Source organism: Hyphomonas sp. J20-32, assembly GCF_055808555.1.
The window spans coordinates 2,167,375-2,190,047 of sequence record NZ_CM147873.1; the positions used below are offsets into that span (position 1 = coordinate 2,167,375).

11 protein-coding genes and 1 pseudogene are annotated in these 22,673 nt (G+C 63.7%); 3 read left to right on the plus strand and 9 right to left on the minus strand.

Annotation, left to right across the window (positions count from 1 at the left end):
• The first annotated feature begins 115 nt into the window (after positions 1 to 115).
• Positions 116 to 895 (plus strand): pyrroline-5-carboxylate reductase, encoded by a 780-nt coding sequence (proC, locus tag AC0L7I_RS10625; protein WP_473396404.1) that lies wholly within the window; start codon positions 116 to 118, stop codon positions 893 to 895.
• A 74-nt stretch (positions 896 to 969) separates the two neighbouring features.
• The gene (putP, locus tag AC0L7I_RS10630; RefSeq protein WP_473396405.1) at positions 970 to 2,478 is read left to right on the plus strand and encodes a sodium/proline symporter PutP; all 1,509 of its coding nucleotides are present in this window, start codon (positions 970 to 972) and stop codon (positions 2,476 to 2,478) included.
• A 12-nt stretch (positions 2,479 to 2,490) separates the two neighbouring features.
• On the opposite strand, the gene mdoH is transcribed toward putP, so the two are convergent.
• Together mdoH and AC0L7I_RS10640 are read right to left on the minus strand one after the other, a co-directional pair.
• Positions 2,491 to 4,617, minus strand: coding sequence for a glucans biosynthesis glucosyltransferase MdoH (gene mdoH / locus AC0L7I_RS10635; RefSeq protein ID WP_473396406.1), 2,127 nt, complete (start codon positions 4,615 to 4,617; stop codon positions 2,491 to 2,493).
• Positions 4,614 to 6,341: a glucan biosynthesis protein G gene (locus tag AC0L7I_RS10640; RefSeq protein ID WP_473396407.1), complete on the minus strand. Its 1,728-nt coding sequence runs from the start codon at positions 6,339 to 6,341 to the stop codon at positions 4,614 to 4,616. The genes mdoH and AC0L7I_RS10640 overlap by 4 nt, the downstream gene beginning before the upstream one ends.
• Before the next feature lie 510 nt (positions 6,342 to 6,851).
• On the opposite strand from AC0L7I_RS10640, the gene AC0L7I_RS10645 reads away from it, so the two are divergent.
• Positions 6,852 to 7,463: a 4'-phosphopantetheinyl transferase family protein gene (locus tag AC0L7I_RS10645; RefSeq protein ID WP_473396408.1), complete on the plus strand. Its 612-nt coding sequence runs from the start codon at positions 6,852 to 6,854 to the stop codon at positions 7,461 to 7,463.
• On the opposite strand, the gene AC0L7I_RS10650 is transcribed toward AC0L7I_RS10645, so the two are convergent.
• From AC0L7I_RS10650 to AC0L7I_RS10680, 7 genes and pseudogenes are all read right to left on the minus strand, one after another.
• A complete protein-coding gene (locus AC0L7I_RS10650) occupies positions 7,460 to 11,953 on the minus strand; it encodes a beta-ketoacyl synthase N-terminal-like domain-containing protein (RefSeq protein WP_473396409.1) in 4,494 nt (1,497 codons plus the stop codon). The genes AC0L7I_RS10645 and AC0L7I_RS10650 overlap by 4 nt on opposite strands.
• Positions 11,954 to 12,467: 514 nt before the next feature.
• A pseudogene (locus AC0L7I_RS10655) lies at positions 12,468 to 13,553 on the minus strand (beta-ketoacyl [acyl carrier protein] synthase domain-containing protein); the annotation flags it as partial.
• Positions 13,550 to 14,962, minus strand: coding sequence for an SDR family NAD(P)-dependent oxidoreductase (locus tag AC0L7I_RS10660; RefSeq protein WP_473396410.1), 1,413 nt, complete (start codon positions 14,960 to 14,962; stop codon positions 13,550 to 13,552). The gene AC0L7I_RS10660 and the pseudogene AC0L7I_RS10655, both read right to left, overlap by 4 nt.
• A 41-nt stretch (positions 14,963 to 15,003) precedes the next feature.
• Positions 15,004 to 18,969, minus strand: a complete 3,966-nt coding sequence (locus AC0L7I_RS10665; protein WP_473396411.1) for a beta-ketoacyl synthase N-terminal-like domain-containing protein — start codon at positions 18,967 to 18,969, stop codon at positions 15,004 to 15,006.
• An 8-nt stretch (positions 18,970 to 18,977) separates the two neighbouring features.
• Entirely contained in the window at positions 18,978 to 19,778 is an 801-nt protein-coding gene (locus AC0L7I_RS10670; protein ID WP_473396412.1) for a beta/alpha barrel domain-containing protein, read from the minus strand.
• 34 nt (positions 19,779 to 19,812) lie between these two features.
• Positions 19,813 to 20,532 carry a beta/alpha barrel domain-containing protein gene (locus tag AC0L7I_RS10675; RefSeq protein ID WP_473396413.1) on the minus strand — a complete coding sequence of 240 codons (720 nt, stop codon included), beginning with the start codon at positions 20,530 to 20,532 and terminating at the stop codon, positions 19,813 to 19,815.
• A 220-nt stretch (positions 20,533 to 20,752) separates the two neighbouring features.
• Entirely contained in the window at positions 20,753 to 22,660 is a 1,908-nt protein-coding gene (locus AC0L7I_RS10680) for an ABC-F family ATP-binding cassette domain-containing protein (RefSeq protein WP_473396414.1), read from the minus strand.
• Positions 22,661 to 22,673 lie beyond the last annotated feature (13 nt).

The following is a 22,673-nucleotide window of genomic DNA, read 5'->3' on the forward strand; positions in this document are numbered from 1 at the left end:
CTGCATGAACCGCATGTGATAAAAATTGGAACTCCAGGCAAAAACGACTAGGAAGGCCGCAAAGGGGATCGCTGCGATTCCACTCACTCAGGCGTTACAGGAACAGAAAGTCACAATGAAGGCACTTTTGGTTGGATGTGGAAAAATGGGCGGCGCCTTGCTGCAACAATGGTCCCGGTCTGCGGACTGGGACTTCACAGTTGTGGATCCGTTCACCGAAACCGTGCCCGAAAGCGTCACCTTGCTGAAAGCCCGAGAGGACGTGCCAGATACCTTGTTCGACCTGCTGATCGTTGCGGTGAAGCCGCAGATGATTGACGAGGTCATGCCGGCCTACCAGGCCTGCCTTGCGCCATCGGGCGTCGTTGCCTCGATCGCGGCAGGGTGTTCGGTTGACCGCCTGAAAAAGGCGACAGGTGCTGGCGCAGTGATCCGGATCATGCCGAACCTGCCGGCCCTGATCGCCCAAGGCGTGAGCGGCCTGTATGCGAGCGCGGAATGTACCGACGAGCAAAAAACCGCCGTGGAAGCCCTGATGCAGCGGGCCGGCACGACTGTCTGGGTCGAGGATGAAGACGCGCTTGATCGCGTCACAGCCGTTGCCGGCAGTGGGCCCGGCTATGTATTCGAAATCGCGCGGACCTATATCGAAGCGGCTGAAGCGCTGGGCTTCAGCAACAGCCAGGCCCGCGCGCTTGTGCTAGGCACGATGGCGGGGGCGGTCGAGATGGCGCGGCAGTCTGACGAATCTGTCGAGACGCTGCGCAATTCGGTGACCAGCAAGAACGGCACCACACAAGCGGGCCTCGAAGTCCTCAATGGGGATGGCACGCTTTCCGAGTTGATGGTGCGGACAACCCAGGCCGCCTATGACCGGGCCGTGGAACTGCGTTAGGCGTTTCCGGCGGCTTCTGGCATCAGTGCCGACACCCCCAAACAAGAACAAAGACGACAGAGAAGAAGGTTTTCATGAACACTGCAGCCCTGATTTCGCTTGGCGCCTATTTTGTCCTGATGATGCTGATCGGCTTGTACGCTTATCGCACGTCCACGAGTGACGTTTCAGAATACATGCTGGGAGGGCGGCAATTGCACCCGGCCGTCGGAGCGCTGTCTGCCGGCGCGTCCGACATGAGCGGCTGGATGCTGATGGGCCTGCCGGGCGCGATTTATGTGTCTGGCTTCAGTTCAGCGTGGATCGCCGTCGGCCTGATCGTCGGAGCGTATCTCAACTATCGTCTCGTGGCGCCAAGGCTGCGCGTCTATACCGAGATGGCGAACGACTCGATCACGATCCCGGAATTCTTCGAAAACCGTTTCATGGACACGTCACATGCCCTGCGTGTGCTGTCGTCGGTCGTTATCATCATCTTCTTCACGCTCTACACGTCTGCCGGCGTCGTCGCGGGCGGCAAGCTGTTCGAAGCCTCGTTTGGCCTCGACTATTCATTCGGCCTGTTCCTGACGGCCGGTGTTGTCGTGGCCTATACAATGTTTGGCGGATTCCTCGCCGTCAGCCTCACTGACTTTGTGCAGGGCTGCATCATGTTCATCGCGCTGATCCTGGTGCCCATCGTGACGCTGAGCGAACTGGGCGGCATCGGCGACACGGCGGTCGCGGTGCGGAGCGTGGATCCGAGCCTGCTCGACTGGATGCGCGGCGCAACCGCGTTTGGCATCATATCCAGCCTGTCATGGGGTCTAGGCTATTTTGGCCAGCCGCACATCATCGTGCGCTTCATGGCGATCAGGTCGCTGAAAGACATTGCTGTGGCGCGCTATATCGGCATGGCCTGGATGATCATCACCGTGATCGGGGCCGTGGCGACGGGCATTGTCGGTCTGGCTTTCGTGACCAATACCGAAGCCGTTCTGGCGGATCCGGAAACGGTGTTCATCCTGCTGTCGCAGGTCCTCTTCCACCCGCTTATCTCGGGCTTCCTGCTGGCCGCGATCCTGGCGGCCATCATGAGCACGATATCCTCGCAATTGTTGGTATCGTCGAGTTCGTTGACCGAGGACTTCTATCAACCGTTCCTACGCAAGAATGCGAGCCAGAAGGAACTGGTCCTGGTCGGGCGGCTGTCGGTGCTGGCCGTGTCGCTGGTGGCGATCGCGCTCGCCTTTGACAGGTCGAGCAATGTCCTGTCGCTGGTGTCCAATGCCTGGGCCGGGTTTGGAGCGGCGTTCGGGCCGATCATCATCCTCAGCCTGTTCTGGCGCGGCGTGACCCGCGACGGCGCGCTGGCCGGCATGGTGGCCGGTGCCGGTACGGTATTGTTCTGGCTGTATGCGCCGATCACGATTGACGGGCAGTCCCTTTCATCGGTGATCTACGAGATCGTGCCCGGTTTCGCTCTCAGCTTCGTGACCACGCTGGTGGTCAGCAAGATCGGGCGTCCGGCAAAGCCGCAAATGCAGGCGCAGTTCGATGACGTGATGGAGACCATGTCTGCCGAAAAACAGCCGCTCCTGTAGCGGCTGCCGGTGTCAGGTGGTGCCCGTCGCGTATTCCAGCGCACGGGCATCATACTGGTCGATCACGGCATCGAGGTCGCCCGGCGAATTCAGCAGCGCGAGCTTTTCCTTCGGTTCAAGCGCCTTGATGTATTCGCCAATCGTCGACACACGGTTCGCGCGCGCCCGGGCTATGGCCAAGGGCGTATGCACCTCGTGGTCGGCAAGGGGCCAGTGCGTATCGACAACATGCGTCCGGCGGTGCCGGAGAGTCCGGTCTGAAAAGAGGCTTACCAGGCTCGGTGCCGACAGGTCCCGATAGGCAGGCCGGCTCGCCACGGAGTCGAGATAGGACTGGGGCGGATCCCGTTCTTCCGGGCTTTCGAGCTGGTTCATCCGCAGCGCGAAGTCGCCGCTCCTGGTGCGTCCCGTCCAATAGGAGAGGGTGGAGGCCAGCAGCATGCCGATCGTCGCCGGCGCGAGCCAGGCAGCGAAGACGGGCGAGATGGCGAAGGCCGACACTGTGAGCACGACACCGAGAACAATGGCAGGGGCGTGGTGGCGGAACGTGTCGGACAGGCTGTATTCGTTCGACTCGCGGGCCTGGGGGTTCCAGCCGCCATCGCGGCCGGTGAACACGCGGTACACGGCGGTCGTCTGCTCGACCATCATCACCGGTGCCAGCAGGACAGAGATCAGCGTTTCAGCGATGACCCCCATGACTGTCTTCACGGGACCGACTGTGCGGCGCCAGCGCGGCGATGCGAGGCCATAGATGAGCCCGTAGAGCTTGGGGGCAAACAGGATCGCCATGGTTGCCGTGAATAGCTGCAGCGAGCGCTCGGAGTCGATCACCGGCCATGACGGGAAGAGGGCCGCTGTCTCGCCGAAATATTCCGGTGTCAGGAACATGTTCTGCAGCGACAGCAACATACCTACCGTGATGAAGAGCAGCCAGAGCGGCGAAGCGAGATAGGAAAAGATGCCGATGATCAGGTGCATGCGGCTGGTGAACGTGAGGCCGCGTGTCTTCAGCAGGACCGCCATGTGCTGCATGTTGCCCTGGCACCAGCGGCGGTCGCGGATGGAGAGATCGATGATCGAGGGCGGGCCCTGTTCGTAGGAACCGCCCAGTTCGGGCGCGATCTGCACGTTCCAGCCAGCGCGGCGCAGGAGTGCGGCTTCGACGAAATCATGGCTGAGGATGGAGCCGCCAAACGGGGCCCTGCCCGGGATTTCCGGGAGTCCCGCTGCATTGGCGAGGGCCGAGATGCGCAGGATGGCGTTGTGGCCCCAGAAATTGCCTTCGTTCTGCGCCCACCAGGCCAGTCCGCTGCCGAGGACAGGGCCATAGAGCGCAGCTGCAAACTGTTGGGTGCGGGCGAACAGGGTGCGGCCGCCGACGAGCTGGGGAATGGTCTGGATCAGGCCGGTCGCCGGAGAGGCGTCCATCCGGCGCGCAAGTTCGACAAGCGTGTCCCGGTCCATGAAACTGTCGGCGTCGAATACGATCATGTAGTCGTAGCGCCCGCCCCAGCGGGTGATGAAGTCGCGTATGTTCCCCGACTTGCGGTGAAGGTTCATGGTGCGGCGGCGGTAGTGAACCATGGAGCCGTTGGCAACGCGCGACCGCAGGCGTTCGAACGCGGCTTCTTCCTGGAGCGCGATTTCGGGATCGTTCGTATCGCTGAGAATGAAGCATTCGAACCGGCCGGGCGCGTTTGCAAGCGACTCGGCAGTTGACTCGACGGTGGCGAAGACGCGCTCGACGTCCTCGTTATAGATCGGGAAAACGACGACCGTGCGACCGGCGATCATCTGGGTGGTATGCGCTGCGGCCGACCTGGGAGCAGGCAACAGGCCAGCCAAAGCGGCGAGGAAGCCGATCGTGCTGCTGACAAAGGCATAGGCAATCCAACTGATGTTCAGGCTGAATACGGCGAGCAGCACTTTTTCGAGCACCGTGACGCCAGACACGTTCAGCACGAAATACATCTCGATGGTGGCCCATGCAGCAAGGATGAGCGCCAGTGAGAATACGACGACCTTTCGCCACATCAGCGATTTCGGCGCGCGATGGTTGACGGTCGGGCCGGTCTTGAATGCCTGGTCCGGCATCGCGATCGGGTATTCTGAAGGGCGGGCGCGAAAAGTGATCATTGCGATCTCCAGCGATAGAGCCAGGTTTCAGAGACAGGGTGGTCGGCCTTGGTTAGCAAGGCGCGCAGTTCGCTCAGGCTTGCGTCTTTGGCGTCGAGTTCGAAGCTGAGGCGGACGCCGCCGGTTTTCGGGTTTGGCCTGACGATGGGCGATATAATGATGCCCGAGGACGTGGACACCTGGGGAACTGCATCGCGCAGCAGTTCGTCATTGTCTGAATTGAAGTCGATGACGAACATCGGCCGTTTGGTGGCCGGTGAGATGCCAACTTTCGTTGCGGTGATACTGGCGACCGGCGGAACGACCGGTTGTGGCAGGCTCCAAATCATCTGGTAGGACAGCCGGACCGGCTTTCCTGCATCCCAAGCCTCTGCCGGACGCCATGAAACGACGATATTGTCATTGTATTCGTTTGCCGTCGGGATCTCGACCAGTGTCAGGTTTCCAGACCCCCAGCCATCTTTCGGTGCAATCCAGACATTGGGACGGCGCTCATAGGCCGCTTCAAGGTCGTCATATCTCTCGAAGTCGCGATTGCGCTGCATCAGGCCGAAACCGAGCGGAGGCTGCGTGGCGAAACTGGAGATTTCGAGCTGTCCCGGATTGGCGAGAGGTCGCCAGACCCATTCGCCGTTCTGGAGCTCGATCATCAGGCCCTCGGAATCGTGCACGGCCACACGATAGTCGCGGTTGCCGCGATTCAGGCTGTGTGGCGAAAAATAATACATCGACGTGATCGGCGCGATGCCGACTTCGGTGAGCTTGCGACGGGGAAAGAAGACGGCTTCGACGTCGATCATGGTCGACGTGCCGGGTGTGATGTCGAAGCGGAAGGCGCCCGTTGTGCTGACGCTATTGAGCAGGGCGTACACAGTGAGCGTCTTGGCGCCAGGCGCCGGCTTGACCAGCCAGAATTCACGGAAGGATGGAAACTCTTCTCCGGCCGGCGACGCCGTCGAGATCGCCATGCCCCGGGCCGACGCGCCATAGACGGTGCCTGCGCTCAGCACCCGAAAGAAGCTGGCGCCCTTGAAACTGATCAGGTCATCAAACTTGCCTGCAGAATTCAGGGGCGTCGTGACGTGAAATCCCGCAAATCCGAGCGACTTCTTGTCTGAATCCGACAGGGGCAGGTCGAAAAAGGCGAAATCCTCGTCAGCATAGGGCCGGGGCCGGGCGACGCCATTCTCGATGATGTTGAGCTTCACATCATCATTGAAGAGATAACCGCGCGGGTCGTAATGAACCCGGAACGGCACGGCCTTGTCGGGCGTCCACTCGGCTGCCGCGCGCTTGAACTCGATGCGACGGTACTGGTCGTAGTCAAAAGAGGCGGCGGCTGCGGGAACGGATGGCGACTTTTGGTAGGCGTGCTCGGACAGAGCCTGCGCCTTGTTTATCACCTGTTCGAAGGCAAAAGGCGGCGCGGCGGGGGAACCGCCGACCGCTGTGGCGACCGGGTTTCCGGCTTCGACCGATGCGTCCGCCTCTTGGCTGACATTCGCGACCGAATCGATCGGCTGGATGACCGGGGCATCCGGCAAAGCGATGGCGGCATCTGCGAGGTCGGAAACCGCGTCATCTGGAGCGCCCGTGCTGATCGCGGCCGGGGACGGTGCAGACTGTGCCGAGATGGACGCGATGATCACGCCGCCCAACAGGACAACGATCGCCGCGCTGAGCGCGACGGCGGGAATGAACAAGGGACGATCAGTCAGTTTCAAGACAACCTCTTTGCCGACGAAGCCGCTCAATTCAGAAAGCGCCGTCGATTACCCGTGGCAACAGAATTACCGCCCGGATCGCTGACGCTTCAAAAAGCGCCTGCCAACCGAGCAGTTCGTCTTGCCTCGGCATTCGTTTCACTGAAAATTTTGGTTATTTTGCGGCGCAGCATTACAGTGCTGCAATAACCCTTCCCGGACCCACACGGCGAACCAGTGCTGCACATTATGATTTGTTGCAAGTGCTCAGTAGCTGTGAGGCTGCATCTGGCGCCTGCGGTCGTGCCGGATTCGCGCGATACGGTGTATTTTGCACCCGGGATCGTCTAGGCTGGCGTGTGTCGGGCGGTTTTCCGAGATATGGCATGGCAAAGCGCCGCAAGGTCCGGGAATGTCCTGATGCAACCGAATGGCAAATCAAACGGCGGGAGCATGCCTCCAGGTGTCTTCACGGTGGCGTCAAAGGTTCCTGGGGTTTCAGTTCTGGCGTGCAATGATGCGGACCGGGGGATGGCGCAGGATCCGGGTCGTCTCGTGGTCAGCGAGGAAGAGCGGGCGCGCGGGGAGCGGCTGCGTGATCCGGCGGCGCGGCGGATGCTGCTGGTGTCTCTCGCAAATGCGAGGACGATGCTGGGGCTGGTGCTCGGCATTCCGGCACGCGAGGTGCACCTGGCGCGCACAGACGAAGGTGCGCCGTTCCTTGCCAGTGACCCTGCTTGCGCGATCTCGATATCCCGGAGCCACGGCTGGACGGCCGTCGCGGTGGGCGGCACGCGGGCGATCGGTGTGGATGTGGAACGCCTGCGGCCGATCGCGTGGCAGCCCATGCTGTCGATGATCTGCAGTGACACCGAGCGCGACCAGATGCTCGCGCTGGCAGATGAGACACTTGCAGGTGCAGATTCCGCGTTCTTTGAACTATGGACGGTGAAAGAGGCCGTTCTGAAGGCGTCTGGCAAAGGCCTTGGCGGCGGGGCGAAGACCGTGCCAGTGCCGGTTGCCTCATTGGGCCTGCCTGTTCCTGCATTGCAGGAGATGACAGCAGGTGGCGCCCGCTACACCGTCTGGTCAGAGCGGGTTGAGGACGTTCTTCTCAGCTTGGCTGTTGGAGAGGCGCGCTAGGCCCGGTCCGCCAGTGCAATGGTCAGCGGGCTCGCTTCATATATACGTAGTCCGTCGCACCAGAGGCTTCCCTTGCCGGTTATCAGCTGGCGGTTGCCGGATTGGGTGATCTCCATGATCTCCATCACTGTCGTGACTTCCTGCTTGTCCGGCGTGACCTGGCCGCGATAGGCCCATTTGACGGGTGCACCTGCTGCCACGGTTTCGAATTGCGGGTTGGACATGCCGTTTGTGCAACCCCTGAGGCAGGCGGCATGGGACAAGAGCTGGACCAGCGCGTCGAGACCGAGCGAACCGGGCTGGACCGGATCCTGGAAGAAGTGGGCCTTGAAGTACCAGGCATGCGGATCGACCTTCTGGCGGCCGCGCGCGAGGCCGAGGCCTGCTGCGCCGCCATGGGCATCGAAATAATCGATCCGGTCGAGCATGACCAGGTCGCCTGTGGCCGTGGGTGCATCCGGCAAAGTGATGTCGGCTTGATTGGGAGCGAGGTTCAGGAGGGTACGGTGCTCATCCTTCGTGGGCAGGCCAGCCTGCCGCACCAGCGCAGCGGCCGGGAAGAAGCCGAACTGGGTCTTGAGATTCATCACCGGACGCCCGTCGGCGAGCGTGGCCTTGAGTTCGAAGGCGACGATCGTCATCGGACCGACCTTGGAGAAGGATGACAGTGTCGTATCGACGGTGATCATGCCGTCATGCGGACCGACCTCCATGAAGACCTGACCGTCGCCGTCGAGATTTCTGAATCGTTCGCCACTTTCCAGTGCGAAGCCGCAATGACTGGCGAGCCAGCCGCAAGGTTGAAGGACGATTTCGGAGAGCACCGCAAAAGGCATGTGGCCATTGGCATTGTCGCGGAAGTACCAGGCATCGGCGGGAATATCGTATTCGGCGACAATGCGGGCACCGATTTCTTTCACGCCGGGCCGGGTGGAGACTTCGATGACGCGGGTCATCATGTGGTAAGGCGGCTGGGGCAGGCGTGGGGCGCGGCCTGCCGTGTCGAAGGGGACGTAGAGGTCGCCGAAAGCAGCCGATGGGGCGTTGGCGGCGCAGTTGAGCATGGCGGCATGGTCGCCCCGGCTCTCGCCCATCGGACCGACGCGGAGCGGTTTGTCCGTCGTGTGCGGGGCGGGCCAGTCCTTGCGCAGGCGAATGGCGAAGCGCGGGCAGTGGAAGACTTTCTTGCCGTCGGAGCGGGCAAGCAGCGAGGCGTAAAGGACCGGGCTTTCGCCATCGACGATGTCGTCGATAAAGACTTCATAAGTGACTTCATGGTCGCGGTCAGGGATGACCTGGCCCCGGCACACGAATTTCGCGGTTTCACCCGGCATGGGCTCGAAGAGGTATCCGTCACGTTCGATGGTGAGGCCTGCGGCGGCCGCATAGAATTCAAGCGCCTGCACGGCGGCCTCGGCCATCAGCGTACCGGGCATGCAGGGGTCTTCGTGGAAGTGGCCCTGATAGAACCAGGCGTCGGTGGGCACGTGGGCGCGGGCCTTGAGATAGCCGCGTCCCCAGGGGCCCCCAGCCGGGTCGAAGTCTGTGACTTCGTCGAAGAAGGCGAGCTTGTCGTCCGGCAGGTGGGCCGGGCGGGAATGGGCGGCGCAGAATTCAAAGCCCTTGCCGAAGCAGGCGAGCGCATCCCCGGCGCGGAAAGCGGCGAGTTCGGGGGCGGAAAAGGCCCGTTTGAAGCTGGCGCGGGAGGTGTCGAAAGGGTGGGGTGAGGGTGTGGGAGGGGCGTCGTTTGCGGCATCCCAGATCACGCCCTTGCCGGTGGCGAGTTCGTCGTCGGTGAAGAATCCCGCCTGACCGTTGCGGACCGAAAAGACCTTCCGGTCACCGACCATGCAGTCATACTGGAAGAAGAACATGCGCACGCCCGCCAGCGTGGCGTGTCCGGTAATCTCGATCTGGAAAGCCAGCGTGTCGCCGGGGCCCGGCAGGCCGCCATCGTGGAACGTGATTTCGCAGCCGAGCAGGCGGTAGACGCGCTCGTCCCTGTTTTTCAGGTCGGCGCCCATCCAGCCGATCAGGGTGAGGTCGGCCTGTCCGCATTCGATCAGCGGGCCAGGGCGGACGCGGCCATTGCGGACATGCCAGTCGACGGCTTTGAGGTCGGTCTCGGTCCAGATGATGCCCGTGCTTTCGACGCAAGGTTCGGCATCGATGCCGGTGATGCGATCGACGAGGAGGAGTGGGGGTGCTGGCAGGCGGACCTGACGGGCAAACGCATCCTGAGCAACGAAAGCCGGACCGAAGAAATTCGACATGAGGCCACGCGTTGAATCCTCAATTGCAGCGCGGGCCCAGTTCGGGCCGCTGGGCATACGGGACATGAGGGGCTCATTGCCATTCACCACCTTGCGGGGCGGGACGGATGCTCGGGAGTTTTGTTCGGTGCAGGGTGCAGGCGGTGCAACCGGCGCTGGCGTGGCGTTGCTATGGGCGTAGCGCGGGGGTGGCAGGTGTGGGGCAGGTGGCAGGCCGCCGGTGGGGCGCGTGGCGGGGATTTCTGGTGTCGGATAGTGAACCGGCTTGGTGAGAGGCATGGGGTCGGTTCCTGTCCAGGGATTGTTGCGGGCAGCGTCAAGGCGTGTCGCCACGCGGGCGATATTGATGTCGCGGCCATCGGCAAAGAGCGTGGCGGTGAGATGGGCGATCTGGCCGAGGTCCGATGACACGATCCGGTCGGTGGCGACGGCGACATGCGGCTTGTCACCGAGCACGCTGGAAATGGCGCGCGACAGCGTGGCGCGCGGGCCGATTTCGACGAATGTACGAACGCCGTCTTCATAGGCCTGTCTGACCGTGGCGGGAAAATCGACTGTATCGACGGCCTGTCGGGTCAGCATGTCGGCGACGCGCGCCTTTGTGGGCGTGTAGCTGGCATTGATGGCGTTGGCGTATAGGCGAATGCCGGGAACTTTCGAAACAGGGCGCGTGTGCAGCTTGCGCCACTGGTCTTCGAACGGCTTCATCGCCTTGGCGTGGACGATGAGGTGCTGGTTCATCGCTGCGCCGGAGCCGGGACCGAGCGCTTCGGCCACGGCGCGGCAGGCAGCTGCGGGGCCGCCGATCAGGCAATCTTCTTCGGAATAGATGATTGTGATTTCGACATTCGGATGGCCAGTCATGGCGGCGCGGAGCTTTGGCAGCGGCGCCTTGATATGCCAGTTGGCCCAGTCTGTCGGCACGTTCGGGCCCCAGGCCGCGTGGGCTGTTTCGAAATCGCCGCCGAGATGGCGCTCGTACATGGCGGCATCGTCGATCTCGTCGAGCAGCTTGCCGGGGTCTTTCCAGAAACCGAAGGCGAACAGGGCGTTGCTTTCGCCGAGTGACAGGCCGATGGCGGCGGTGGGCGTCACTTCCAGCACATCCCGCATCAGGATCGCGTGGGCCTGGCTGACGAGGGTGCCGGCGCAAAGCTGTTCGTATTCGGACAGGTCCGCGTGGGTGAGCAGCCCTGCCATTTCGGTGGCGCGGGACATGGAGGCAAGCGTTTTGCCGAGTTCAGGGAAGGCCATGAACAGGCCGCGCGACATGCGGGCATAGACAGCGGCGGAGCCGGTGAAGGCGAAGGCGAGTTCGCCTTCTGGCCCGCCTTCGCCGTAATAGACGTGAGTGCCGGATGGCGCCGAGTTTTGTTCGAGAGCCATGGCGGAGGTGTCGATGAGGTCTGCGATGGCCGTCTCGTCGGGAGCAATAAGCGCGATACGGCACTTGCCCTTGCCGCCTGTCTTGCCGCTGCGCAGCTTCTTGGCGAGCGAGGCGCGGGTCGCGCCTGCGGCCCAGTAGAGATGTGGCGGCGGGCGCAGCGGATCGGGGCTCGGTTGTGCCGGATTGCCCGTAAGGTGAACGGAGGCGCCATGCGAGAGTGCATTGGCAGGCGCGTTGATCGTGTGCTCCGGCTGTTCGCCTGTCAGGTTCGGGATGGCGCAGTCATCGGTGATGGCCTGGTCGCGTGACATGAGCTGGGCGGACGCCGCGATCTCGAACAGGGGCGAGGCGGCAGGCGCGGTGCCGTAGGCCGAGGTGAAGAGGGGTGAGGCTGCACCGTCGCCGGACCACATGACCCGATCCAGCGTGGCAAGGATTGGATCGCCAGCCGCTTCGGCATCCGAGCGGCGCTTCAGGACGAGCGCAGCGGCACTGTCGCCGGGCACGTTCACGCCGAGTTCCCTGAGCGCGGCTGCTGCGACCGGCTCGGTTGCGAAATCGGCAGCGGCGACAATGGCCATGTCGAGGCGTCCGGCGCGGAGGGCATCGCAAGCGACATCAAGGGCGGCAAGGCTGGAGGCGCCTTCGGAAGAAATGGCGTAGCCTTGGCCGCGCAGGTCTTCGGCGGCCGTGATCCGGTTGGCGGTCATGTTGGCCATGGCGCCGAGGACAGTCGCGGCCTGGAGCGGCGGGGCGATGCCATCCTGTGCTTTCGCATGTTCGGGCGTGCCGGGCGTCAGTCCGAATGCTTTCGCGACGCGCTCGCGCATGAGCCAGCGAGCTGAAGTCAGCGGCGCAGCCCATGCCGACAAACACGCCGCAGCGCTCTGCGTCCGGGCGCTGTATGCCGGCCAGGGCGGAGCGGGTGAGTGAGAGGACCGCGAGTTGCTGGGCCTCGGCCTGCAACAAGTCGTTGGGCGGGGTGCGAGCGTAACGCGGATCGGCGCCAACGGTTTCGGTGGGTTTGACTGCACTGACAGGATGGTTCATCAGGCGGCGGAGGACATCGCGTTCGCCCAGATCGCTGCCGCCCAAAAGGCTGGCGCTGCAGATGACGATGTCATCGTTCGTTTGCTCGGGGAGGGCGACCTGGACCGCGCCGTTGGCAGGCTGGTATTGGTCGATGACAAGGTGGGCATTGTTGCCGCCAAAGCCGAAATTGCTGATCGCGGCACGGCGGGGGGCTTTGCCGGTTTTCCACGCCGCTGTTTTCGCAAGCGGTTGGAGGGCGGGGGATGTCACCGCGTCGATCAGGTCGCCGTCAAGCGGCATGGATGGTAGCGTCTCGTTCGCCATCGCCTGTGTCAGTTTCAGGAGACTGGCGAGACCTGCTGCAGTGATCAGGTGGCCGGTATTGGCCTTGAGCGAGCCAATGGGGAGGTGGCGGTTCCTGCCGAAGACGCTGGCGGCGGCGGCGATTTCGACGCTGTCGCCGACGGCCGTGCCGGTGGCGTGACACTCAAGGAAATCGACGCTGTCAGGATTGAGGACAGCTTCGGCATAGGCGCGTCGCATGGCCTCTGCCTGGCCTTCGCTGTCAGGCGCTAGAAGGCCCTTGCGGCGACCGTCATTGGACAGGCCGACCGCGCGGATCACGCCGTGGACTGTGTCCTGGGGAGTCACATCACTCAGGCGTTTCAGGACAATTGCGACGGCGCCTTCAGCGGGAACGAGACCATCGGCCCCCTTGATGAAGGGACGTGAACGGCCGGTGGGGCTGAGCGCCTGAAGCGCTTCGAAGCCGATATGGAGGATCAGGTTGTCGGCGGCATTGACCGCGCTGACGAGGCCAATGTCTATCTGGCGCGATTGCAGTTTGCGGCAGGCGATCTCGATGGCGTAGAGCGACGATGCGCAAGCGGCGTCGAGGGCGAGGACGGGGCCTGTCGCGCCGATGGCCCGGGCGAGAACGTGCGCCGGGAAACCCGAATTGAAGGCATCGGTGGCGGGGCGGGCTGATTGGCCGGACGTCCAGATATCGACAGCATAGGCGGACTTGGCGCGGCTGGGGTAGGACAGGTTGGCGAGGAATACGCCGCGCCGGTCAGATGGCGCGCTGGCATTGCCGGCTTCGTCCCAAGCCTGGAGCGCGGCATGGAGCGGCCACTGGCAGACCGGATCGAGGCTGGCGGCGTCGATGCCCGAAAGATTGGCGCGCGCGGGATCGAAGACCTTTTCGAAGCCGGATACGAATCCGGACACGTAGGGCAGGGCGACCTGCTCGGCGTCAGTCAGTCCGAATGCGCCCTTGCCGGGGCGGGTGATCAGGCATTCGTTTCCGGCGACAGCGCGCCAGAGCGCATCCGGTGAGTGGGCACCGGGCAGGACGCAGCCCTGACCGACAATGGCGATCGGCTCGAAAAAGGTCATGCCCCGCTCCACTCATCTCCAACGAGGAGCTCGATCATGTTGCGGTCGCCATCGAGGAGCTGGTCGGCAAAGATGCGTGCGCCATCCGCCTGACCGATCAGGGCGATGCCCTGCTGGGCAAAGTGGGCGGCCAGGCCGGCATCGACCATGCCGCCATCCCATGGGCCCCAATTGTAGGATTTCACCTGCGCGTGGGGGAGTTCGGATGCGAGCTGCCGTGCGAGCTGGTTCAGGCTTTCATTCGCCATCGCATAGTCGGCCTGACCGGTATTGCCGAACAGGGCGGAGGCCGAGGAGAAGAGGCCAATATGGGTGAGCTGGCTGACATCGATCGCGCCGAGCAAGGCGAGCAGGCCGTCTATTTTTGGGCCGAACACCTTGCGGACTTCGGCTTCGGTCTTGTCCATGGCAAGCTTGTCGGCGAGGACGCCTGCACCGTGGACGAGGCCGGTGATGGCACCGTGCTGGCTTTGGATCGCGCTGATGGCTTGGGCAAGCGTGCCCGTGTCCGACAGGTCGAGCTGGACATAGTGGGCAGTGGCGCCCGCAGCAGCGAAGGCGGCGAGCGTCGTTTCGATTTCCTGCCCGGCAAGGGCGGCGCGTGCGGCACGGTCGATGTCGGCGGGCTTGACCTTCTGGCCGCTGGCAACAGCTTGCTGGGCGAGCGATGCGCGGAGTGATTTGAGATCAGCGGTGCGGGCGATGCCTTGCGGCCACGGCGCGAGGGCGGAGCGCCCGGCAAGGAGGAAGGTGCCGCCGGTGCGGCGGGCGAGCTCCACGGCGCAAGTGGCTGTCACGCCGCGCGCGCCGCCAGTGACGAGCCAGAGGGCGGGCGTTGTAGAGGCATGGGTCGTCGGCGGTGTCAGCGAGGGTGCGACGTGGGTGTGGCGCGCGAAGCCGTCTGCCGTGATGACGCTGTCGGAGAGGTTGGCAGAGAGCGCCGACAAGATGTGGCTGGTACGCGTGACCGTATCGGCTGCAGCGAGCGACCATGATGATATCGACGTTTCCGGCCATTCCTTTTGCAGCGTTCGGGAGAGGCCGGGCAGGCCGGAGACAGCCGCGTGGTTTTGCGGCGATGCCGACTGGAGCAGGATGATGCGCGCGCCGGGCGTGCGGGCGGCTCGCGCATGTGCGAGGGCTGCCCAGTGACGTGTCGCGGGATCGGCGACCGACAAGCCTTCGGTAAGGATGACAGTTTGGGCGGCGCCGGAAGGTGTTGTGACGGTGGTGGCGTCAACACCGTCGGCGATCAGCGCCGCGGCGACGGCTTGCGCTGTGGCAGGTTCGGCCTGGGTAATTTCAACGCGACCCAGGCTCGCCTGCCCGGTCCATGGCGGCAGCGCGACGGGCGCGCCGAAGCTGACCGGGCGGACGTCGCTGCCATAGGCGGCGACGGGCTGAACCATGGACGGGGGACGGTGAGCTGAGGACGTGTCCTCACCGGCCCCTAGCTGAAAAAATCTGCGATCTTCCGTATCGTGCGCAATTCGGCGATGGCTTCAGGATCGACTTCCGGCAGGGATGGATGCTGGTCGCGAAGGGCGGAGAGGATTTCCACCTGCTTGATCGAGTCGACGCCAAGTTCGCCTTCAAGGTCCATGTCGTCTTCGAGCATCGAGGACGGGTAACCAGTCTTGTCAGCGACAAGCGCGCGGATGACGTCCGCCGTGATGCCATTTCCGTTGCCGTTTGCAGCCGGTGCGGGCGCGGGGGCTGACACGGCGGCTGGCGCAGCAACCGGGGCCGGAGCGGCGGCGACGGGGGGAGGCGCGGCTGGCGCGGGAGCTGAGCCACCGATCATGGCGGCTATGGCATTGATTGTGCGCAGCTCGACGAGCTGTTCGGGATCGATTTCCGGCAGGTGCGGCAGGCGTTCGCGCAAGGTAGAGAGGATTTCCACCTGCTTGATCGAGTCGACGCCGAGCTCGCCTTCAAGGTCCATATTCGGGTCGAGCATGTCGACAGGATAGCCTGTCTTGTCCGACACGATTGCCTGGACCAGTTCGACCGGGTCCTGGCTGCCGGATGCTGCCGGAGCAGGCGTGGCAATTGGCGCCGGGGGCGTGGCCGCCGCCGCGACCGGTGCGGGAGCAGGTTGGGGCGCGGGCCGGGGCGCAGGCGCGGCCGATCCGTTCGTGTAAGGTGCCGGTGCGGGCGCAGGCGCGGGGACCGGGGCCGGAGCAGGCGCAGCGGTCTGCGGAGCCGGTTGAGGCTGTGGGGCAGGCGCAGGTGCCGCGATACGCTGGATCGGTGCAGGCGCTGGCGACGGAGCGAGCGGCTGGCCACCGAGCAGGGACGCAGCGGCATTTAGGAAGGCTGTATGGCTGGCGGCCGTCGTGGCGAGGTATTGAGCATGAAGCTGGGACACTTCGCTCCAGATACGCTCTGCGGACGAGCTGGCCGCCATGGGCGGGGAGTAGGTTTGGGGCGTGTCGGGCATGGGGGGAGTCCTGCTGGGAGTCGGAGCGGTGGATGCTGGTGAAGGGGAGGGCGTGGGTGCCGCTACGGGCGGCGGCGTGGCGGGTGCCTTTGCGGCGGCTTGCACGCCCATCGTTGGAATGACGTTCGCTGCGGCGCGTCCTGCAGCGCCGTTCTTTGGCGGGTAGGGTTTGTCGTAATTGGCGCCAGAAATGTAGACCGCGTGCTTCGATGGCGGCGCAGCAGGAACCGGCGGCGGCGTATCGGCGAAGAGGGCGGCGAGGTCCAGCGATTGGCCGGCAACACTGAGTTCGCCAACGGCCGACAGGAATTGCGTGAGCCCATTGGCGCGCTTGTTGTCGAGTGACACGGCGCGGAAGGGACGGTCACCGAGCACGTCTTTCACAAGTCCGGTAACGATGGACCCGGGGCCGACTTCGACGAAGAGGCGGGCGCCAGCGGCATACATGGCCTCGACCTGTTCGCGGAACCGGACGGATGTGGCGATCTGGCCGGCGATAACGGCAGGCAGATCGGCGACCTTGACCGAGTAGGGCGACGCAGTGGCGTTGGCGTAGACCGGCAGCTTCGGCTTGCGCGGACGCAGGGAGGTGAGCTCGGCCGCAAAAGGCTCGACGGCAGCGTGGACGATGGAGGAATGGAATGCGGTCGCGACCGACAGGCGCCGGGCTTTCAAGCCTTTTTCGATGCACAGCGCTTCAGCGGCCTTGATGGCACCGACCGGGCCGGAGAGAACGACCTGGCTGGGACCATTGTCATTGGCGAGCACGACATCCGGCACTTTGGCGACGATGGCGGCAATCGTTTCGGAGTCCGTCTGGACCGCCATCATGGCGCCGGGCGTGGACTTTGCGGCTTCTGCCATGAGGCGACCGCGCGCGGCCGCCACGCTGAGGACGCCGGCCATGTCAAAACTGCGGGCCAGATGCAGGGCCATCATCTCGCCGAAGCTGTGGCCGCCCGCCATGTCGGCGTCGATGCCGAGACGGTCCAGCAGGGCGAGTTGGGCGAGCGCGACAGCGGCGATGGCCGGCTGGGCGTTCTGCATCTCGGTGAGGCGCTGGGTCTGCTCGCCGAATTCGACCTGGTCGAAGGCAGCAGGCGGAAAGGCCAGGCGATGAAGCTTCATCGGCCCGGTCGTCTTGTGACTGGCGGCCATGTCCCATACGGCACGGGCCGCTGGGAAGGCCATGGCGAGGTCGGCGCCCATGCCGACATATTGGCTGCCCTGGCCCGAGAACAGGAAGGCGACCTTGCCGCTTTCCGGTGGCGTGGTGGATGCATGAATGCCTGCGCCGAGCGGCGCCGTGCCGAACGTGCCGGTTTCGATTTGCCCGATCAGGCGGGAGGCCTTGGCGGCGAGATCTTTCTGGTCGTCTGCGACGATGGCGGAGCGGACGCCGGCGTCCGCTTCGAACGCTGTGTGCGTGGATGCGGCGAGGGCGGCAAAACCGTCTTCTGCTGTTTCCGTGTGGATCAGGCCTTCAAGTTCCTCGACGAGGCCATCCGTGGTGCCGGCGGAGATGAGGAAGAGTTCGGATGGCAGCACGCGCGGCGGCAGGATGGCGGTGGGACCGGTATATTCCTCGAGCGCGACATGGAAGTTGCTGCCGCCGAATCCGAAGGAGCTGACCGACGCGCGGCGGGGCCGCGTGTTTGCCGAAATCCAGGGACGGGCTTCGCTGTTCAGGTAGAAGCTCTTGCTGTCCTTGAGCACGTCGGCTGGCTCGCCGATCTTGATCGTAGGCGGAAGGGTTTTGCGGCTGAGGGCGTGGACCGTCTTGATCAGGCTGGCAGCGCCTGCGGCGGCCTTGGCGTGACCAATCTGGGATTTGACCGAACCGACGGCGCACCATGGTTCGCCGTCGCCCTTTCCGTCGAACACGAGATGGAGACCGGCGAGTTCGGCCTTGTCGCCCGCCTTGGTGCCCGTGCCGTGCGCCTCGACAAGGTCGACCGCTTCGGGGCCGTAGCCAGCCTGGACATAGGCGCGCTCGATGGCGCGGGCCTGGCCGGAGGGGAGCGGAGTGTAGATGGCGGTGCCCTTGCCGTCCGAGCCACCGCCGAGGCCACGAATGATTGCGTGGATACGATTGCCGTCGCGTTCGGCGTCCGACAGGCGGCGCAGGGCAAGGATGCCGACGCCTTCGCCGAGCATGGTGCCGTCGGCGTCCATCGAGAACGGCCGGCAGTCGCCTGTGGGCGACAGGGCGGGCGTCTTCGAGAAGCACATGTACATGAGGATGTCGTTGAGCGCATCGACACCGCCGGCGAGGACCGTGTCGGAATCGCCCGAACGCAATTCGTGCAGCGCAATCTGGAGGGCCGAGAGGCTGGAGGCGCAGGCGGCATCGGTGACAAAATTGCTGCCACCCAGATCGAGCCGGTTGGCGATGCGTCCGGCGACGACATTGCCGAGAAGGCCGGGGAAGGTGCTTTCCTTCCACTCGATGTAGTGGTCTTCCATCCTTTTCGTGATGTCGGCGATATCGGCTTCGCCGAGACCGGACTGGCGCAGCGCATTGACCCAGACAGGGCGCTGGAGGCGCCCGGCCATATGGGCTGTGAGCTCTGTGGCGGATGCCACGCCGAGCATGACACTGGTGCGGGTGCGGTCGATTTCGCAGCCACTCGCGCTTTCGATATCGTCGAGCGCGTGCTTGGCGGCGACAAGCGCCAGGAGCTGGGCGCTGTCGGTCTGCTGCAGGGCGTTGGGCGGAATGCCGAAGGCGAGCGGGTCGAATGCAACAGGCGCAATGAAGCCGCCCCGGCGACCGTACGTGCGGTCTGGCGTCAGCGGATTGGCATCGTAATAGTCGTCGAGCAGCCAATGAGAGGCGGGTGTCTCGGTCAGCGTGTCGCGGCCCTGAAAGATGTCGCGCCAATAGCCGGTATTGCCGCCCCGACCCGGAAAGATCGATCCGACTCCGATGACGGCGATAGGCTCAGCCTGTGTGCGGGTCTCATTTACCATTTTTTGTCTCATTCGGCGTCAGAGAACTGACGGGGCATGTAAGCGAAATCTGTAGGTGCAACTGGCAGGCCAAGCGCCCGGAGCTGTCCGGCGCGGGTGATTTGCGCGGCGCCTTCGAGCAGGTTCCATGCGATCTGCTTGACGGTACGGTTCTCTGTCGGTTCGAGAAAACTGCCAGCGACCCATTCATTGAACACGCCCATCGCGGGGCCGCACCAGACCTGGTAATCCATCTCTCGACCGGGCGTGCCTTCGCGGGCCCACTGGGCGCCCATGAAGAGGTAACGCCGGGCCACGAGGGCGAGGCGCTTGTTGCCGTCGGATTCGGCGCGCTTGGCCTCTGCCGGGTTGGCCTGTGAAATGAAGGCATAGGTCTTCTGCCACACTGCATCGAAGGGCTCGCCGAGCACGTCGTCGAGCCAGTCGCGATCTTTCTGGGGCAGGGTCTCATAACTCTCTCCCGACCTGTACATGGCGTGAAGGCGCTTGCCCCGCATGGCGAACAGGGTGCCGCGCTTCAACACCTGAACTTCGACGCCCTGCTCGAACATGTCTGCGGCGGGGGCCATCGTCACATCAGCGGGCCCGGCCTTGGCGAGCAGGCGGCGTCCTGCTTCCGACAGGCCGGATTCTACGGCGGACTGGTTAACGGACCCTGTCAGGACGAACGCGGCCCCCATCTGGAAGGCAGCCGCCACGGCCATGGGGGTCGAGATGCCGCCCGCGAGCCCGATACGGATCGCATTGGCATCGACGCCCGTGCGAGCTGCCACGCGGTCGCGGGCGAGGACAAGCGACGGGAAGAGCACGCTGGCGGGGCGATTGTCGGTGTGGCCGCCAGAATCAGAATTCAGCCGTGATTTCAGCGGCGACGGGAACTTTCGACGCCAGTTCGGCCTGTTCGGCGGAGATGGCGCCGCGTGCGACGAGTTCTCCCAGCAGTTTGGCCGGCGCCGGAGACATGAAGGGCTCGGCGACTTCGGCGCGGGAGACCTTGGCGAAGACATGATTGTCGCGGCGGATGCTGCCGTCCGGGGCGCGAGAAAGGCCGACGGCAGAATAGCGCACAAGCTCAACCGAAAGTTTCATAAAGGCGGACGCAGATACCCGCTTCACGCCCTCAGCCAGAAACAGGTCGACAACGCGCGCTTCGTATCCGGGTTGTTGCGGGGAGTGAATGAGATTGGCGCCCCAAGCCGTCTGGTCGGGAGTCAGCTGCGACTTGATTTCCTGCAGGCCAGCCTCGATGACGTCAGGTGAGAGCCCCGCACTGCCGTAGAAACCAACGCAGCCGGCACGCACAGCCTCGACCACCATGCGTGTGGTGGCAATGCCGCGGGCCATTTCTCCGACCACGTAGTTAAAGCGACAGCCGTGAGTGTGAGCGAAGAGCCGGTCGCCGAGCCATTCTGGAAAAATCGGAGGCAGGTCAACCCGGTCTGCAGGCGCACCGGCCTGTCCGTCAATGTCGAGAATGTCGAGCCCCGCCGAAGGCGATTGCGTGAGCGTCACCTTTTCCCGGGGGAAGGCTATGGCCCTTTTCAGATTCTCTGAAACACCCATTATATTCCTCTGCGAGCATATACTGATGCCCGGACAAACTGCGCTGCCTGCCCGCAAATTCTGTGCGAGCTTTTTCAATTTCTAACTGCGCAATTTAGCCCGGCTTGTATAGTGCTACTATTGCGACAGCCCCTTCAAACTTGGGCTCTGCGAAGGAAAAACTGACCGATCGTGGTTAATAGCACAATTTTGTTGCGGAGAAGGACGCGACACGCAGTGTTCAGGCGTCCAGGGCCGTTTCGTATTCTTCAACGGCGTCGATCCAGGACTGCTCCGTGGCTTGGCCTTCCGACACGAGATCGGCCCGTTTGCGCAGGAGATCCTGCAACTGTTCCGACGGCAGCCCCGGTTTTGCCAGATCGGCATCTATCGCAGTGATCCGGGCGTTGATCTTGTCCAGGCGCTTTTCAGCGTCGTCGGCCTTGCGCTTCAGGCCCGAGGCGGCCTTTCGGCTTTCGGATGAACGCTGTCGCTGGTCGGCCTTGTTAACCTTGGGCGCCGTTTCTACGGATTCGGGTTTTCCGGACTTTGATTTGCCGTCCGACTTGTTGCGGTCGGCCTGGAGCACGAGAGCCCGGTAGTCCTGCAGGTCGCCGTCATAGACTCCGGCCTTGCCGTCCTTGACCAGCCAGAGCTGGTCGGCGGTGCCTTCGGCGAGGAAGATGTCGTGCGTGATCAGCAGGACAGCGCCCTTGAAGTCGTTCAGGGCGTAGATGAGCGCCTCGCGGCTGTCGATATCGAGGTGGGAGGTCGGCTCATCAAGGATCAGGATATGGGGCTTGTCCATGGCCATAAGTCCGAGGAGCAGGCGCACCTTTTCGCCACCGGAGAGCTTTTCAACCTTGGTATCCACCTTTTCATGGCTGAAACCCATCAGGGAGGCGACTGAACGCTGTTTCGAGACGGGCGTTTCCTTTGGCAGCGCATGGCGGACGTGATCAAGCACGGTTTCGCCGGGTGTCAGCTCGTCGAGCTGGTCCTGTGAGAAGTAGCCGATCCGGACCTTGCTGTGAGTGACGCGCTCACCCATCATGAGCGGCAGGCGCTCGGCAATTGATTTCACCAGCGTGGTCTTGCCCTGACCGTTGGTGCCGACAATGGCGATCCGGTCATCCGGATCGAGGCGCAGGGTGACATTGCGCAGGATACGGGCGTCCGCACCATAGCCGAGTTCGGCGCCGCGGAGTTCGAGCAGGGGCGGAGCCATCTTGTCGCCGGGCTCTGGAAAGTTGAACGGGGTCGTACGCTCGGCCATCGGGATGGTGATATCCTGCATCTTTTCGAGCATTTTTACGCGCGACTGGGCCTGGCGAGCCTTGGAGGCCTTGGCCCGGAAGCGATCGACAAACGCCTGAAGGTGGGCCTTGTCGACTTCCTGCTTGGCACGCTGGCTTTCAAGCTGGGCGGTCTTGGCAGCGCGAAGCCTCAGCCAGGCGTCGTAGCCACCCGGGACGATTGTGAGCTTCTTATGCTCAAGCGCCATCGTGTGGGTGACGCACCGGTTCAGCATTTCCCGGTCGTGCGAGACGATGAGGACGGTGTGCGGGTATTTCTTGATATAGCCTTCGAGCCAGGCGGCGCCTTCAAGGTCGAGATAGTTGGTCGGTTCGTCCAAAAGGAGAAGATCCGGCTGGGAGAACAGGACGCCCGCAATGGCGGCGCGCATGCGCCAGCCGCCGGAGAATTCCCGTGTTGGTCGGTCAAGATCGTCCTGGACGAAGCCGAGGCCCATCAGGACTTCGGCCGCGCGCAAGTCTGCCGACCACGCGTCGATATCAACCAAGCGCGTGTGGATGTCGGCAATCCGCATCGGATCTTCGGCTGTTTCGGCTTCCTGCATGAGGGCGTGACGTTCAGTATCGGCGGCGAGTACGACTTCCAGAATGGTTTCGTCCGTGGGTGCAACTTCCTGCGCAACCCAGCCGAGGCGGGCGCCCTGGTTGAGGCGGATCGAGCCGTCATTGGTCGGGTTGGTGATTTCTTCGCGGATAAGTTTGAGCAGCGTGGACTTGCCCGTACCATTGCGTCCAACGAGGCCAACCTTCCAGCCAGAAGCGATCTGGGCGCCCGCGCCTTCAAACAAAAGGCGCGCTTCGATGCGGTAGTCGAGGTTCGATATGGTGAGCATATCGGGGGGTTTA

Coding starts and splice junctions, on each gene's coding strand:
- proC (WP_473396404.1), top strand. CDS start 116: ATGAAGGCACTTTTGGTTGGATGTGGAAAAATGGGCGGCGCCTTGCTG.
- putP (WP_473396405.1), top strand. CDS start 970: ATGAACACTGCAGCCCTGATTTCGCTTGGCGCCTATTTTGTCCTGATG.
- mdoH (WP_473396406.1), bottom strand. CDS start 4,617: ATGATCACTTTTCGCGCCCGCCCTTCAGAATACCCGATCGCGATGCCG.
- AC0L7I_RS10645 (WP_473396408.1), top strand. CDS start 6,852: ATGGCGCAGGATCCGGGTCGTCTCGTGGTCAGCGAGGAAGAGCGGGCG.
- AC0L7I_RS10650 (WP_473396409.1), bottom strand. CDS start 11,953: ATGCGCGAGCGCGTCGCGAAAGCATTCGGACTGACGCCCGGCACGCCC.
- AC0L7I_RS10660 (WP_473396410.1), bottom strand. CDS start 14,962: ATGGTTCAGCCCGTCGCCGCCTATGGCAGCGACGTCCGCCCGGTCAGC.
- AC0L7I_RS10665 (WP_473396411.1), bottom strand. CDS start 18,969: ATGGTAAATGAGACCCGCACACAGGCTGAGCCTATCGCCGTCATCGGA.
- AC0L7I_RS10675 (WP_473396413.1), bottom strand. CDS start 20,532: ATGGGTGTTTCAGAGAATCTGAAAAGGGCCATAGCCTTCCCCCGGGAA.
- AC0L7I_RS10680 (WP_473396414.1), bottom strand. CDS start 22,660: ATGCTCACCATATCGAACCTCGACTACCGCATCGAAGCGCGCCTTTTG.